Source organism: Marinococcus sp. LNHM3E3-2.2 (assembly GCF_056034385.1).
The window spans coordinates 210,843-227,004 of record NZ_JBQLIC010000005.1 but is presented as its reverse complement, the minus strand read 5'-3'; the positions used below and the strand labels follow the sequence as shown (position 1 = coordinate 227,004).

Genomic DNA, 16,162 nt, shown 5'->3' with positions numbered 1-16,162 from the left:
CCGGCACCTTTTTCTATATATAATCAAGAAACTGAAGGACCTCTTCGCTTGTGTACTTATACAAAAGGTAGGTTGAAGCCTGCGGAAGGTCGAATTCCGGGGCGTCCACATGAAGGACCCTTCCTTCGGCAAGTTCCCTTCTTACTGCAGAACGAGGGAGAAAAGACACGCCAAGACCTTCTTCGATAAACCGTTTCGTTACGTGGCTCTGGGAAACCTCCATCGTCTGCAGAGCGGGGAAGCGGGCCCGCAGCTTTCGAAGCAGTATTTCCCAATAACCGGGGTGATTGTAGGTGAAAACGACATTTTTCGTCAGGACGTCTGTGCTGTCGAGGGGCGGAGCTGTTTCAGCATCACCTCCGTCATGAGGGGCGATTAAAAGCACTGGTTCCTGATGCAGCCGTTTCTGGTTCGTATCGCCTCCAGAAGCCGGGAGCAGCGAAAGGCCGATGTCGGCAGAGCCATCATGGAGACGGCGTTCAATGAGAGCTGATTCCTGAACGTCGATGACTACGTCAATGTGCGGATAGGTTTTTATAAACCTGCGTATAACCCGGGGAAGCATTGATACCGCAAGGAGCGGGGAAACGGCGATTGTCAGTGTGCGTGTCTTACCCTGCTGCCACTGCTCCATGTCCTCGAGTCCGGAATGATAACTTTTAAGAATAGCCTGGGCATGCGGAAGAAACCGGCGTCCGTCCGGACTCAGTGTGACCCGGCGGCCTTTGGAGACAAATAATTTAAATCCCAGCTGCTTTTCGAGATTTTGGATATGGATAGTTACCGCCGGCTGAGTAATAAAAAGAATTTCCGCCGCCTCACGGAAATTCTCATATAGAGCTGCGGTAGTGAACGTCTCCAGCCACTCTATTTTCATGATAGCCTCCTTTTTTAATAACATAATATTATTAATAATGAAGAATTTATTTAATGTTTATTATTATATACCTGCGCTAGACTTAATGTAACAATCATAAAGGAGGAAAATATAATGGAAGGAAAAGGACTGGAAAATGTAGTTGCTGCCGAAACTGCTGTAAGTATGGTCGACGGGGAAAAGGGGAGGCTCATTTACAGGGGTCGCCCCGCGGGAGACATAGCACTTGAATCTTCGTTTGAAGAAGCCGCTTATTTGCTGCTTGAAGGAGAAAAGCCTGATGAACAGCAGCTGCAGGTATTTACAGACTCGCTGAAGAAAAAACGAAAGCTGCCGGAGCATATTTGTAAGATGATTGAGCAATTTCCTCATGACCTGAACATGATGAGTGTTCTCGAGGCTGCAGTGTCTGCGCTGGCAGAAAAGCCTTCATTGGAAGAACCACTGCGTGATCAGGCTGAAAGGCTGATTGCTGTGCTGCCAGTCATTATCGCCTATCGACATCGTTCGCTTCAGCAAAAAGAAATTGTGCAGGAGGACCCCGACCTTTCCCATACGGCGAATTATTTATATATGCTCCACGGGCAAAAGCCAGCAGAAGCAGAGATCCGGGCGCTCGAAGCGTATTTAATTTTAACGATGGAGCACGGCATGAATGCTTCCACCTTTACTTCCCGGGTGATTGCTTCTACAGAGTCCGATTTCTTTTCAGCTGCTGCCGGAGCAATTGGCGCCCTGAAAGGCCCGCTTCACGGAGGAGCACCGGGAGGGGTCATTGATATGCTTGAAGCTATAGGAGAGAAAGAAAACGCAGAAGTGTGGCTGCGGGCGAAAATAGAGTCCGGGGAGCGGCTGATGGGGTTCGGCCATCGGGTATATAAAACAACAGATCCGAGAGCAGAAGCGTTAAAGAAGATATGTGAAAACATTGCAGGTGAAAATGACTGGCTTGATACTGCGTATTATGTGGAACAAAAGGCGGTACAGCTGCTGGAGGAATACAAGCCGGGAAGAAAGCTTTATACTAATGTAGAATTCTATGCAGCCGCTGTTTTAAAAGCCGTCAAGCTTCCTAAAAGTTTATTCACTCCAACGTTCGCCCTTTCACGAAGTGTCGGCTGGAGTGCCCATATTGAAGAGCAGCGAAAAGATAACCGGATCATCCGGCCTCAGTCTGTGTATGTTGGCAAATAAATAAAAGGTAAAAAGCCGCTGAAAAGCGGTTTTTTATATGGTTGAGTTGAGTATGAAAAAATTTTCATGCGAAACGTTTGAATTAGAAGACAATGGGTAATAATAATGATATTATAAGACTAAAGAACTATATAATTTACAATAAAGTACTAAGTATATTTTTTTATTGTGAAGAAAGGAATTGTACCGTTCGCAGTTTGTGGCTGAGGGGAGGGCTGGCTCTTGAGTGGACAAAATAAAGAAGTGCAGTTATATCATACAACGATCAAATACGGTGTGTACGTTGCCTTTACTATTCATATGGTGTGGCTCTTAGGCTTTTGGTGGCTGCATTTTGAGACGATGGCTGCTGTGAATGTAATCAGCTGCCTTGCATATGTAATTGCCTATTATTTAATGAAAAAAAGAAAATATGTAACATGTTTTTTCCTCGTACTTACAGAAGTCATGGCCCATGCTGTTTTGGCTACGCTGGTACTTGGCTGGGGAACGGGCTTTCATTATTACATGATTGTTACTGCATATGTTCTGTTCTTTTTTCCGCAGATTCGCGGGGTAAAGCCTATGGCTTTTGTAATTATTATAATCTTATATATGGGATTATACAGGATTACTGCAGGCATGCCTCCTGTGGAAAATGATATTGTGGCTTTCGTTTTGCCGGAAGCGAATATGGTGGGGGCGCTTTGTATTATAGCGCTGCTCGGCTCGATTTTCCGAAATAATTTTGATCAAATGATCCAAAACCTACATCAAATGAACCGGCAGCTTGAACATATGGCCGCAACTGATGCACTCACAGGGCTTTTTACGAGGCGGAAGATGTATGAACTGATGTCTGGAAAAATGGAAAAGAACGATTCCTTTTATATCATGATGATCGACATTGATTATTTTAAATCAATAAATGACCAATACGGGCATGCGGTAGGAGATGCAGCTATCATACATGTCTCGGAAGTTATTACGGCAAACCTCAAGAATACAGGCTTTGTCTCCCGCTGGGGTGGGGAGGAGTTTTTGGCAGCGGCAGACGTTTCAGGTGATGAAGAAGCAGAAAAGCTGGCAGAGACGGTAAAAGAAAAGATGAATATAAAAGCCCTGCACCACTGCGGAGAACCGGTGTCGGTAACGGTATCAATCGGGATAGCGAAATGGGAAAGAGGCCGGGATACTGAAGAGGTGATTAACGAGGCGGACCGTGCGTTATATAATGCGAAACAAAAAGGGCGGAACCGGACAACGATACATGAAATGGTGAAAATCTAATAATAGCTCTTCGGCTAAAACAGCTGAAGAGTTTTTTTTATGAAAGGGAAGCCGCATCAAAAAAGAGGGTATGATAAAGAAAAGATAAGCAGAGTTTGTCATTTTCGGGAGAACTACAACGAAAGGGGAGAAAAGTATGGCCAGGAAAATTATGACCGGAAGGTATACCACGACAGGGGACCAGGAAGTGACTGTGTTTGTAATAGGAATGAGAATCAACAGATGGCGGGCGGTGCATAAATGGCTGCCGGTACTGCTCGCAATGCCCCCAATGATCAAAGAATTATCAATAAACAAAGAGCTTGGCTGCATGGGCTTACAAAGCTATATTCAGTTGCCAGCAACGATGATGATCCAGTACTGGAATTCCGAAGAACAATTGCTGGCATACGCAAAGGCGCCGAAGCATCTGAAGGCGTGGCGGACGTTTAATAAAAGAACTAAAGGAAATGACGCAGTAGGGATTTACTACGAAACGTATATAGTGCCAAAAGGGGCATACGAAACGATTTATGTAAACATGCCGTCCTTTGGGCTCGGCAAAGCTCTTAGCACTGAGCCAGTAACCAAAGTGACCGGTACAGCTAAAGAACGATTGAACCGGACAGCCGGAAAATAACCTGAAAATTAAGGAAAAGCGAAAGAAAGACAAAAAGATGCATTCAAAAGAGTTAACGCTGAGGGAGTGCCCCCTTTCAATGATTTATTAAAAAAATAAAATTCCAGGCAGGGACTAGGACTAAACTCTTGTTATGACGTATAATAAATAACAGTACCATCCCTGTGCAGAACACTCAGGGTAACTTTGACAAAAAGTGAGCAGATTAAATGAAAAAACTATGGATAGCCCTGACGCTTCTTATTGTAGCGGGTATTACTGCCGGAGTATTAATTTTTTCGGAATGCACCCAGGCAGCCGCGAGCTCCTGTCTTTATGTAGCGACGGACGGGGACGACAGTAATGACGGCAGCAGATCGGCACCGCTGCAGACGTTGAACGCAGCTTCTGAACAGGCGGAGCCTGGAACAATCGTATATGTCAGAGGGGGCACGTACGAAGAACCGCTGGAGGTATCACAAAGCGGCAGCGCCTCGAATCCGGTTACGTTTGAGGCATATGAAGACGAAGAAGTAATTTTAAGCGGTGAAGAAATGGAAGATGAAGCAGGGATAACAGCAATGATCCGCATAGAAAACCAGAATCATATCACCATTCGTGGATTCACCATCCAGAATTTATCGACAGAAATTAGCAACGAAACCCCAGTAGGTATTTTCGTTCATGACAGCGCCGAAGGAATTACACTCGATAACAACCATATTCGCGGGATTGAAACAAACGCAGACAGCGGAAATGCTCACGGTATTGCGGTATACGGCCGGGAAGCGATAACCAATGTCGAAATTATTAACAACACGGTGGAAAATCTTATACTCGGCTCAAGCGAAGCGGTTGTGTTAAATGGAAATGTAGAAGATTTTACGATTGCTTCGAATACAGTACGCCATAACGATAACATTGGAATTGACATGATCGGCTACGAGGAGGTCGGAGACGACCCGGATCTTGATTACACACGGAATGGAATCGTGGAAAACAACACCGTCTACGACAACTCTTCGTATGGCAATCCTGCATATGGCGAGGGGGATGTTTATGCCGCAGGAGGCATTTATGTAGACGGCGGCAGCGACATTGATATTCAGAACAATACGGTATACAGGAATGACCTGGGTATTGAAGCAACCTCGGAGCAGGACGGAGAACAGGCGGACAATATCCGGATTACCGGGAACACCGTCTATGAAAACAACTTTACCGGTATCTCCATCGGCGGGTATGACGAAAAAAGAGGCGGGACAAAAGACAGCACGATTACAGAAAACATTATATACCGTAATGATACAAACGATTTGGACGGAGGACAACTGCTGCTGCAGAATGATACGGAAAACAACAGGATTGAAAACAATATATTAACAGCAGGAAGCTCCCGGGTGTTTGTGGCTAATTACTTTGAAGATAACACGAATAACGAATTTGACCAGAATGTGTACCACCGGGAGAAGGGCAAGGAAGGCATCTGGATTTGGGAAAACGAGCAGGTATCGACGCTTAATGAATTTCAGTCCCTGATTGGCAGTAATAACGATTCCCGTTACGTGAATCCGCAGTATAAAAACGCCGCTAATTACAACTTTGAATTGTCGCAGGATTCCCCCGCACGTGATGTCATTGAATAAAAAAGGCCGGACGGATAGCAGTTTATCCGTCCGGCTCTTTTATGCTTTTAAAGAATGGTGCGTTTGTTCATCCACTGACTCAATTTAGTAAATAGGGTCGGAGGATTTGGACGTTCAAGATTATTCGGATTGCAAAAAGCAAAATAATCGACTTTTTCGATAAAGTACGTGAGACGGAGCAGAGCAAACAGCAGGGCCCCGCTCGATCCAAGAGCAAAGCTTAATCCATAGCCGTTAAATCCAAAAGGAAGAAGCAGGAAGGTGAGTACCGCATTTAAAGAGAAAAACAGGATGGAAGTAATCATCGCACCGCGCCGGTCTTCAAAATAGAGAAGGATCAGCGTCAGCACAAGAACCATCGCGTTTGAAAAGGCTCCGACCGTCGTAAAACGGAAAATCGAAATGATATCGTCCTCAATTGCCACGAAGGAGGTAACGTAGCCAATCGATAAAATGATTACAATCGAAATCAGGCCCTGGCTGCGAACGAGCCGTTCAAGCTCCTGCTTTAAGACGTACTGCATAGATTCCTTCGACGTTTTGATCTGCTGAAGCGTCCCTCCCTGGTTGATATAGCCGTAAAATGAACGATACCGCTCGTAAAAGCGGGTCTCCACCGATACGACAAAGATAATCAGGGTAGGAATAATAGTCAGATACGACCAGAAGATCGCGGTATCATACACCCGGTTATAGACGAACGAGTCGAGAAGAATCGACCTTCCTTCCCCGAACCAGATAATCCAGTTACACACCCAGATACCGACATTGTACAAAAATCCGGTCCAGAACAAGGTCGGGTATTTGTCGAAATAGCTGATGTATTGAAACTGGCTGTCAGATGTATGAAGAGGAAACGTGAGCAGCATTGAAAACAGCAGCCCGAACAAGGTGATAACCATGCCGCTCGTAAATCCGAGTACAAGCATAAAGCTTGTAGCGTGTGGAATGAACGCAAAAGCTTCTGCAGAGCGGCCAAGGAGAAATACCATGCCCACCGCAACCACTGCCCCGGATAAAAAGCTGTAGGCGACAGCCTGATAAAACTTTGCGGCACTTAAGAATAAAAACAGCACCCAGATTAAGTTAATGGTTACAAACAATACGAGGAGCAAAAGCTCATACAAAAATGGAAGAGAGCTGATCCATATAAAGATGAGCCAGGCAGTAACCGCGAGAAGCAGAGTTACTTTTGTCATTCCGAGAAAGGTTGGAAAGACTTTATTTGTCTTTTTCTCATAAAATAAATCCGCGACATATCGCGTAACTACCAGCTGCTGGATACCAAACAGCACCTGAGAAAATATAAACGAATAGGAAATCGATAAGTTGAAAAGCTCCCGTTCCTGCAGCGTTACAGGCAGAAAAACCATGGAAAACCATTGGATCATCGCAATCGTGGCGATAACTACAATCCATGGCCCGGCGGTTACGAGGCCGGCAAAAGCATAGGCTTTCATTCTGGAGGAAAAGTAATCTTCCTGAAACAACTGCTGGAGTTTAAACCCTATGCCGGCCATATTCGAGCCCCCTTTGATGATAACGTTCTGTGTACTCCTGAATAAACTGATGAATCTGGTAATACGCTTCGACCCGGCTCTGCCCGTTGCGGCCGAACTTTTCGGCCTCTTCCGGATGCTGATAAATCCATTCACAGCGCTGGGCGACCTGCTCCGGGTTCACCGGAGGCACAACAAAGCCGGCCGGCCCATATGGATCGCCTTCCCGGCCGTGAATCAGCTCGGAGCAGGAGCCTACATTTGTAGCGATAAAAGGGAGGCCTGCAGCCATCCCTTCAAGAACGGCCAGTGGCTGTCCTTCAGAAATACTTGTCAGCAGACATACATCAAACGTTGGCAGGTAATCGGTAATGTTTACTTTTCCGACTAGAAAGACATGGTCCTGGAGCCCAAGCTGGTCGACGAGCCGCCGGCACTCACCGGCATACTCGAGATCTTCATCCAGAGGCCCCATAATAGTGAGTTTAAATGGGACAGACCGGCTTTTTAAAATGTTACCGGCATGAATCATCGTCTTAATGTCTTTAATAGGGACAACACGCACAATAGCGCCGATATGAACATAGGATCGATGATGCTTATCTTTTTCTACAAGCGATAAGCGAGCGTAGTCAATGCCGTTCGGAATGATTTCAATCTTAGCCGGATCAGCCCCAATATCCTGTTGCAATTCGCCGTTGCGGGCAAACAAGGTGATTACATCATCCGCCTCTTTGTATGCCTGACGGGAAAGATGGTGGAAAAACGTGATCCAGCGCTGTTTGTAGTAATCCGGTATCCAGTCAGCCTGAAGAATTTCTTCCTCACGCTCCCGGGAATAAATGCCATGCTCGGTCAGAAGATAGGGAATTTCCTGCTGTTTTTTAATAGCTGCAGCTACCATACCGGCATAGCCTGTCGAGGCTGAATGCACAATATCAAGCTCGGGAAACGAAAATTGAAGCAGTTCGATCACGGGCGCAAACATGCCGCGCCACATCCAGAAATAATCGATAAACGAACCGGACTGCTTTTCTTTATCGTAGCTCTGCTGCACTATTTCCCAGAACAGGCTGCTTGAGAAAAAATTTTCTGTGCCCCCGAGCTTTTGTCCGAGAGCAAGAAGAGCGTCTGAACGGACTGACTCAAACATCATCCATTCGGTAATGGCTTCTTCATCCTCCGGCGTCAAATGGAAATTCCGCTGCCGTCTCGGCTGCTGCATATTAAGCGGAAGATTCAGGACCTGCGAAATGTTGCCCGGCAGCTCGTAACGGTAATCTTCCGGGGAGATCGGCTCCGGAGTGATAGCGATGATGATGAATTCATGCTCGGGCATCTGCTTTACGAGCATCTGGACCCAGCTGGCCACCCCGCCGCTGACGTACGGATAGCTTCCTTCTACAACCATACCTATTTTCATGACGCATCATCCTTTAATGGAATTTCAGCCTGCGGCTCTTCGAGGGTGAGCCGGTACAAAGTGCCGGAATCACCGTAGGCTTCAATGGAGCCGAAGTCAAAGCTTCCTGTTTCAATGGAGGTGCCCTTTTCAACACGAAGCATCATGGTGGAAGGTTCAAGAAGACTTTCCCCCTGAATCATAATCCGGTCCTCCTGATACATAACGTCAACGCTTGAAGCCTGATAGCTTTTCATTCGTTCGGTTGCCTGTGCCTGGGTCATGCTGTCGAGTTGTGGATAAGTGTCTTCGACAAAAACTGCCATGTCTTCAAACTGAGCTTTCATATCCTCCCAGCCTTCCCCGTAAGCCCGGTCCGGGTCAAGCACGTCATCCGGGTGAATAAAGTGGGAGAAGACACCGAAGTTTGCAATTGCATCTGCCTGAATGAATTGAGATTCGGAACTTTCCCAATACCCGCTGGAGATACGCGGGAAATGGTAAATCGACGGATATTCTTCATCTTCTTCAAACTCCTGAATGAAGCTTCCTTCGCCTTCGCCGGTATAGAGAGAAGCAATTGTGTTAATACTTGGAAGAGCGTTATGAATCGCTTCAATTCCGGTTCTGTTCAGTACGTTGGAAGGAGGCACGTACGTTTTAAATTCCTCTTCAGGATAGTAATGCTGAAAGACTTCCTCTACCCGTGTCAGTGACTCCTCCATTTTCTCCTGGCTTTCCCAAGGTCGGTATAAAAGCTCGGGATCCATCGGTTCGTCTTCGGTTACGAGTGGCTGGTGATTGTAACCGTGAAGGCCGATTTCTCCGTCGTGGCGGTAAACATTTCTACCAAAGAAAAGCAATGGAAAGCGGTCATTTTCAATAAGCTCTTCGGCCGTGGCATCCATCGTATCTTGATATGTGCCAATTATTAACCCGGTGTACGTAAGGTCGTGGTCCATGCCAATTTGCTTCATATCCTCCCACCAGACATCGGCGTAAAAGTCCTCCACAGACATATTGTACTGACTGGCAATTTGTTCGTTCTCCTCTGTCGGAGCGGGAGCAGGGAAGTCGTCAATATGGGCCATTTTAATGTCAGCCTGACTGCTTGCAAAAGCAGGAGGCAGAATAGATAGTGACTGCAGCATCATACCCCGTGAGTTTTTTATTTCCATGGAAGTTGTGTTCCAGAAAAGCGTTTTTCCGTCCCCGTATTCATTTGTCCACATCAGTGGGTCGCCTTCGGTGGATAAATAAGGCTCCGCTCCTTCACGCAGTGTTATGTTGGCGATGCTGTGGGAAAACAGGGTAGAATCAGAACCAAGATCGGTATAGCCCGGAAAAAGCTCCTGCTCAAAGGTAAGGCCCTGCCGGTTGCTAAAATCATTCACGTCGTCAATGCCGAGCATTTCGTTATATCTTGTGTCAATAAAACGAGCGCCAATGTAGAGACGGCCGCCCTCTTCGACGAAGGATTCTATTTCTTCAAATGGCCATTCTTCAGCATGCTCGCCGGCGAGAACAAGCACATTGTAAGGAGAAGGCTCGAGATCTGCAATTTCGTCCCGGGAAATTTCGGTATGCGGCACTTTAGCATAATCGAGGGCATGCTCAAAGTTATTTAACGTATTTTCAGAAAGGTCACTGTCGTTTTTGTGAATGTAGACATTCATTTCTTCACCTGCCGTTTCCGCGTTGCCGGAATCCATCGTTTCTGTTTCTTCCGCTGTGTTTGAGGCCTGATGGGGGAGCCACAGCTGAAAACGCTCGAGCCGGATAAACTGGAGAATAAGAAGAATACTTAAAATAACGACGAAGAGCCCGATCGTTGACTTCATCATCTGTTTTTTCATGAAACGACCCCTCCCATCTGCCGGACAATATACTGGCGGTTTTCCGGTATTTTTTCTGCAGCTACATGTTCATTCATTTGAGAGAGAACTTGCTCTATCCCGGCCCAGTCTTTTTGATTATAGTAGTATTCGATTAAGTTTAAATAACCATCGGCTTCATGTGGGAAAGCCTGAAGCATATACATGTACGTATTGACGGCCTGTGTTGGAGAACCTTGCTGCAGATAGATGTCCCCAAGCTGGTTGAAAACCTCCATCTGATCCGGAAAGTCTTTGGCCGCCTGTTCTAAAAACTGAAGATACACATAGCGGAGGTGCTCCTGCGAATGATCGTCAAGCAGGCGGCTGTCGAGGTAGCCCCGGTATACTCCCATCAATCTGCTGAGAGTCTCTTCGCTGTGAAGGTGTTCATGCTTCGTTTTTGCTGTATCAAGACTTTTTTCATAGCGGTCGACAAGCAGATTCATTGTCGTCGCAGCATAATGAACGGTCTCTGAATCATCGTTGTTGAGTCCGAGATTCAAATACTTTCCTTTATCCGAGATGTTGGAGTTAATCAGCTTCAGCATTAAGCTTTTGCGGTCCGGCTGGTTATCGTTTGTAAATGCTTCCATCAAGGGAGTGAGGTTTTTATTGTCTTTGGCTTCATAGCGAAGATGCTCCAGGTTAATCGGCTGAAACTTCACGTATTCTGTGTAATCAGAGACAATTTTGTTTGAATCCACCCTCCTCGAAGCCCACCAGGCAAGAAGACCGAAAGCCTCCCCGAGCAAAGGAAGAAAGCAGCTGATCAGCACAATCCAGATAACGGCTCCGTACTGATCCGGCTGGAGTCTTTTTTTCGCGGCCTTCGCCGCAGCAAATAAAATACAGGCGTGAACGATGTAAAAAAGAATCACGAGTATCGTTGGCTGTATAAGGTTACCCAGCATGAGTGCCTCCTTTTTCTTTTAAGGCTTTTTTGATTCGTTTTTCAACCACTTGAGCGTTTTCAGCATCGGTGCCGGGCAGGAGGAAGTAGAGAATACTCTGTCTGGCATCAAAGCCGATAATATCTATTTCACGCAGGTAGGTCCGCAAAATAACTTCAGCTTCAGCAACAGACATTCTCTCGAAGCGGTCAAACTGAATGGCTACTGTGCTGTAAGGAACGCCGTACTCTTCCTGGCGCACCTCCTGCTGGGCCACATGAGCATCAAAGGCATCTTTATAGTAGACTTTTGTTCCGGGAAGCATTTGTTTCTCTTCATCCTTGGCCTGCCATTCACGTGCTTTTTCAATACGGTTGGAAATCCAGTCAAGCACAAAGGACATGATTTGGATTTCATGAGTAGTAAGACGGGAGAAATCGAGCTGGTCGATAATCAGTACTTCCTGGATTTCTTCGTTATAAACGATAGGCCCTGCAATTACCGGGGCATTTTTTTCGTCTTTGACGTTTCGCAGCGTGATTGCCTTTTCCGTAAACAAGCGTTGGTAAAAGGATGATTCTTCGCTTAAAAATACAGTTTGCGGCAGTGTCTGGGAGCTTCCCTGACGCACTCTCAGCCGAAGGGATCTTTTCGACGAATCTACATGATAAATCGCAATATCATTAGCTTTAAATAAATCTGCGATAATCGCGATCGCTTCATTTCGCACAAGCTCCGGCGTAGGCTGGTCGAGCTTAATGCCGACCTGGTAAATCTGAGCAAGAGTATGCTCGGAGTCCAGTACTTTTTCCTGCATAACACGTTGGGAATCCTCGAGTTCTTTAATGGTTTTGGTCAGTTCTTTATTATCATCCCTCAATTCATCCTGGGTGTACGTAAGACTTTCATAGCGCTCCCGGTAGGACGAGCTGTAGAGGCCGCATATAACAGCGAGAAGCAGGGAAAACAATAAATAAAGGTAGTCCCCGGTATCATAAAACAGAAGGAACAGATCATCTCCTGCTGTAAATGTGGCAATAACGTGATACACAAGAATAGTGAAAAAACTCAGGATGGCAATATTAATGCCGTACCGTAGAGAGAAAAACAAAATAACAAACAAAAATGGGTTAAGTGTCCAATCAAGCATTCCCAGCTGGAATACCTGGTCGATGATCCCCAGTACAAGAACGACAACGAGCAGCTCCACAACTTTTCTCCACACATTTTTCTGCGTGTAAATCATCCCATCACCTCTTCAAAAAGTTATATTAGATTTATGTACCATATTGCCATTGCCGCACCATCAGAGTAAGATTAATGAAACTTTGTACTTATAAAAGAATTGAAACTGTGATGATAAGGGTTCAATGACATGGTTCATAAATCCCTGCACTTAAAAAGGACCGGTCCTAATTCTGTGCTTCAAAGCTTGATTATTATCTATAAGGAGGAGCATTATGGGTATTATCTCACAAAAAATGATTTTTGTTACAAATTTTTCTCTATTTTTTTATGAGTCTTTTCTAACGAAAATAAAACCCGCTTCTAGCGGTACTTTCCCGCTGGCGAAAATGCAAAATTACAAAATTTTTTACGATTCCCCAAACAAAAATATAATCAGGGAAATGAAAAATTATGATGTGGTAATCATTGAACCGGTTTATTATTCCAGACAGCAGATAAAAGCCATTCAAAAGGCGGGAACGAAAGTTTACGGTTATATTAATGCAATGGAAGCGGATCGATGGAATGAGGCTTTGTATACACAGATGGAGGAAAAAGATTTTTTTCACCGCCACGGAAGCCGCGTATATTATAAACAGTGGGATTCCTACCTTATGAATATGGACGAAGAGCATTACCGGCAAGTCCTTTTGAATGAAGTCACAAAGCAGGTTCACGCCAAAGGGTGTGACGGTGTATTTTTAGACACGGTGGGAAATATCGATGACGAGCATGAAAACGAATCTGAAATACTGCGTACGCAGCGTGCCGCGATGGCTGTGTTTATGCAAAGCATTAAAGATAAGCATCCGCACCTCGCCCTCATTCAAAACTGGGGATTTGATACGCTCAGTTCTGTCACGTATCCGTTTGTAAACGCCGTCATGTGGGAAGGGTTTGAGTATTCAGCAATTGTAGGGGATGAATGGGCGCAGCAGAAAATTGCCAAATTAAAAAAGCTGCGGAAAAAACACAAAATTCAAGTGCTGACGGTGTCGGGGCGTGAAGAGGAAGAAAGCCGGCAGTACGCAGAATCTAAAGGGTTCTGCCATTTTCATTCCCCGCGTGGATATAATGTCTGGGAATAGAGCAGAAAATCAAAGCAGTAAAGAGTTTTACAGATAATAGTATTGTTATTAACAAGAAAATGATGTAGTTTGAAAATAATAAATAACCAAATTTTGGGGGAGATCAGCGATGATTCTGGTAACCGGTGGTGCGGGATATATAGGAAGCCATATTTGTGTAGAACTATTAGAGGAAGGTCACGAAGTAGTAGTTATTGATAATTTTTCCAACAGCCGCTCCGTTTCGCTGGAACGGGTGGAGGAAATCACAGGAAAAACTCTTGAATATTTCGATGTGGATCTGCTGGACCGCAAAGGAATGGAGAGCATATTTGAAAAATTTAATATTGAAGCAGTCATTCACCTGGCAGGGCTGAAGGCAGTCGGAGAGTCTGTGGAGGTTCCGCTCAAATACTATCATAACAATATTACGGGTAGTATTATCCTTTTAGAGACAATGAAAAAATATGATGTGAAAAAGATGATTTTTTCGTCTTCGGCTACCGTGTATGGCACACCGAAAACAAATCCAATTACGGAAGACTTTGAGCTGCAGGCGACGAATCCCTATGGCAATTCAAAACTGATGATTGAAGATATTCTCCGGGATCTTTACGTGTCCGATCACGAATGGAGTATTTCCATCCTACGGTATTTTAATCCTATCGGCGCACATCCAAGTGGACGCATCGGAGAATCTCCAAGCGGTATACCAAACAACCTGATGCCGTATATAACGCAGGTGGCAGTAGGAAAGCTCCCGCAGCTGAATGTGTTCGGCGATGATTATCCAACAAAAGACGGTACCGGAGTGCGGGACTACATTCACGTTGTAGACCTTGCGAAGGGTCATTTAAGCGCCCTGCATAAATCGATGGAAGGGCCGGGTATTGGAGAGTTTAATCTTGGCACCGGCCAGGGTTACAGTGTACTGGAATTGGTGGAGGCCTTCGAAAAAGCATCCGGCAAGAACGTACCATATGAAATACGGGACCGGCGTCCGGGTGATATTGCTGTCTGCTATGCCGACCCGGCCAAGGCCCGTAATGAACTGGGATGGACCGCTCAAAAAGGAGTCGAGGATATGTGTGAGGATTCCTGGCGCTGGATTAAAAATAATCCAGAGGGTTATCCGTCTGTGTAAATAGTAATGACTTAAAAAAAGCCTGGCATTCCAGGCTTTTTTTGCTTATATTTCTAAATTTAAGAGAAATTTCTAAAAAAATGTACTTTATATGTATAAAATATAGTTCTTTAAGCACGGTACTTATTGCTGGATTTGCAGTATAATAAAGGAAATAATGAATGGATGTTCACTCATACATATGCCGGGCGACCGGCATAACTAAATAAATGGGGTGAGCAGGATGGTTATGAAGTGGTTTAAAGCCGCTGTCATTCTGGTATTTTTGCTTGTTACCTGTTTCTCGTTCCCGGTTCAGGCGGACGCTGCGAGCTCAAAGTATGTAGTGAAAGGAAATACTTCAAGCAAGGTGGTGGCGCTGACTTTTGATGATGGTGCGGATGGCACGAATATTTCCAGAATTCTTCAGACGCTGTCGACTCACAATGTAAAAGCCACGTTTTTCTTAACTGGTACTGGTACGAAAGATCACCCGCAGTCTATTCGAAATATCGCAGCTGCTGGGCACCAGCTCGGTAATCATTCATATTCCCATCCTGATTTCACTACCATTTCCACAACGAAAATGAAAAAGGAGCTAGCAGATACTGAAGCCCTTGTAAAAAGCACTACCGGCAAATCAACCAAGCCAATCTTCCGGGCTCCGTTTGGCGCCACCAACTCCACCGTGCTTAAAACAGTGGGAGATGCAGGCTATACGCATACTCTGCACTGGAATATCGATACCATTGACTGGAGAGGACTTTCAAAAACGCAGGTGCTGAATAAAGTAGTCAATAATATTGAACCGGGTTCTATTGTATTAATGCATACCGGGGCAGGAGCGCCTGGCACGCCAGCTGCACTGCCGGAAATGATTACCAAGCTGAAAGCGCAAGGATACAAATTTGTAACGGTCTCTGAGCTTCTGCAAATCCAGGGTTCGCCATCGACCGGGGGAGCTTCTTATACTGTGAAATCGGGAGATACGCTATACAGCATCGCGAACCGCAACGATGTGAGCGTGACAGAGCTGAAAAAAGCGAACGGCATTCCGACGAGCTCGAACGTTATCCGGGTTGGCCAGGTGTTGAAAATCCCGGGCAAAGGGACTACTACTCCACCTCCTGCTGAATCCGGCTCGTATACCGTGAAATCCGGGGACACGCTGTACAGTATCGCGAACCGCAACGATGTGAGCGTGACGGAGCTGAAAAAAGCGAACGGCATTCCGACGAGCTCGAACGTTATCCGGGTCGGCCAGGTGTTGAAAATCCCGGGTAAAGGCACAACCTCTCCGCCAGCCTCATCTACTACGTACACCGTAAAGTCAGGTGATACGTTGTACAGCATCGCAGGAAGATACAATACTACTGTCCAAAAAATCGCTGCGGACAATAACATCTCCAATACTGGAGTAATCAGTATCGGTCAGAAATTAAAAATCGCTTCGTAATAAAAGGTTGAACGTAAGCCCTGTACGGGTAAAGAGA

General features: G+C 45.6%; 13 protein-coding genes. 7 read left to right on the top strand and 6 right to left on the bottom strand.

Annotation, left to right across the window (positions count from 1 at the left end; translation table 11 throughout):
- Window positions 1-13: 13 nt before the first annotated feature.
- Complete coding sequence (locus ACTRXF_RS09410) at window positions 14-877, bottom strand: LysR family transcriptional regulator (protein WP_474278873.1); 864 nt, start codon at window positions 875-877, stop codon at window positions 14-16.
- A 114-nt stretch (window positions 878-991) separates the two neighbouring features.
- On the opposite strand from ACTRXF_RS09410, the gene ACTRXF_RS09405 reads away from it, so the two are divergent.
- The 4 genes from ACTRXF_RS09405 (at window position 992) to ACTRXF_RS09390 (ending at window position 5,584) form a co-directional block, all read left to right on the top strand.
- Window positions 992-2,071, top strand: coding sequence for a citrate synthase (locus ACTRXF_RS09405; protein WP_474278871.1), 1,080 nt, complete (start codon window positions 992-994; stop codon window positions 2,069-2,071).
- Between the two features lie 222 nt (window positions 2,072-2,293).
- Window positions 2,294-3,340: a GGDEF domain-containing protein gene (locus tag ACTRXF_RS09400; RefSeq protein WP_474278869.1), complete on the top strand. Its 1,047-nt coding sequence runs from the start codon at window positions 2,294-2,296 to the stop codon at window positions 3,338-3,340.
- 136 nt (window positions 3,341-3,476) lie between these two features.
- Window positions 3,477-3,959: a DUF4188 domain-containing protein gene (locus tag ACTRXF_RS09395; RefSeq protein WP_474278867.1), complete on the top strand. Its 483-nt coding sequence runs from the start codon at window positions 3,477-3,479 to the stop codon at window positions 3,957-3,959.
- 209 nt (window positions 3,960-4,168) lie between these two features.
- Entirely contained in the window at window positions 4,169-5,584 is a 1,416-nt protein-coding gene (locus ACTRXF_RS09390; RefSeq protein ID WP_474278865.1) for a right-handed parallel beta-helix repeat-containing protein, read from the top strand.
- A gap of 47 nt (window positions 5,585-5,631) precedes the next feature.
- Here the strand turns inward: ACTRXF_RS09390 and pelG are convergent, their stop codons facing one another.
- The 5 genes from pelG to ACTRXF_RS09365 are packed head-to-tail and all read right to left on the bottom strand — an operon-like array spanning window position 5,632 to window position 12,498.
- Window positions 5,632-7,104, bottom strand: coding sequence for an exopolysaccharide Pel transporter PelG (pelG, locus tag ACTRXF_RS09385; protein WP_474278863.1), 1,473 nt, complete (start codon window positions 7,102-7,104; stop codon window positions 5,632-5,634).
- Entirely contained in the window at window positions 7,085-8,506 is a 1,422-nt protein-coding gene (pelF, locus tag ACTRXF_RS09380) for a GT4 family glycosyltransferase PelF (RefSeq protein WP_474278861.1), read from the bottom strand. Before pelF ends, pelG begins: the two co-directional genes overlap by 20 nt.
- Window positions 8,503-10,341, bottom strand: coding sequence for a DUF2194 domain-containing protein (locus ACTRXF_RS09375; RefSeq protein WP_474278859.1), 1,839 nt, complete (start codon window positions 10,339-10,341; stop codon window positions 8,503-8,505). The genes pelF and ACTRXF_RS09375 overlap by 4 nt, the downstream gene beginning before the upstream one ends.
- Window positions 10,338-11,273, bottom strand: a complete 936-nt coding sequence (locus tag ACTRXF_RS09370) for a tetratricopeptide repeat protein (RefSeq protein WP_474262519.1) — start codon at window positions 11,271-11,273, stop codon at window positions 10,338-10,340. Before ACTRXF_RS09370 ends, ACTRXF_RS09375 begins: the two co-directional genes overlap by 4 nt.
- Entirely contained in the window at window positions 11,263-12,498 is a 1,236-nt protein-coding gene (locus ACTRXF_RS09365) for a hypothetical protein (protein ID WP_474278857.1), read from the bottom strand. Before ACTRXF_RS09365 ends, ACTRXF_RS09370 begins: the two co-directional genes overlap by 11 nt.
- Before the next feature lie 382 nt (window positions 12,499-12,880).
- Between ACTRXF_RS09365 and ACTRXF_RS09360 the strand changes: the two genes are divergently transcribed.
- The 3 genes from ACTRXF_RS09360 to ACTRXF_RS09350 all read left to right on the top strand — a co-directional run bounded on the left by ACTRXF_RS09360 (window position 12,881) and on the right by ACTRXF_RS09350 (window position 16,125).
- Complete coding sequence (locus ACTRXF_RS09360) at window positions 12,881-13,567, top strand: glycoside hydrolase family 191 protein (protein ID WP_474278855.1); 687 nt, start codon at window positions 12,881-12,883, stop codon at window positions 13,565-13,567.
- Between the two features lie 109 nt (window positions 13,568-13,676).
- Window positions 13,677-14,690, top strand: coding sequence for a UDP-glucose 4-epimerase GalE (gene galE / locus ACTRXF_RS09355; protein WP_474278853.1), 1,014 nt, complete (start codon window positions 13,677-13,679; stop codon window positions 14,688-14,690).
- A 229-nt stretch (window positions 14,691-14,919) separates the two neighbouring features.
- Window positions 14,920-16,125, top strand: a complete 1,206-nt coding sequence (locus tag ACTRXF_RS09350) for a LysM peptidoglycan-binding domain-containing protein (RefSeq protein WP_474278851.1) — start codon at window positions 14,920-14,922, stop codon at window positions 16,123-16,125.
- The last annotated feature ends 37 nt before the right edge of the window (window positions 16,126-16,162 follow it).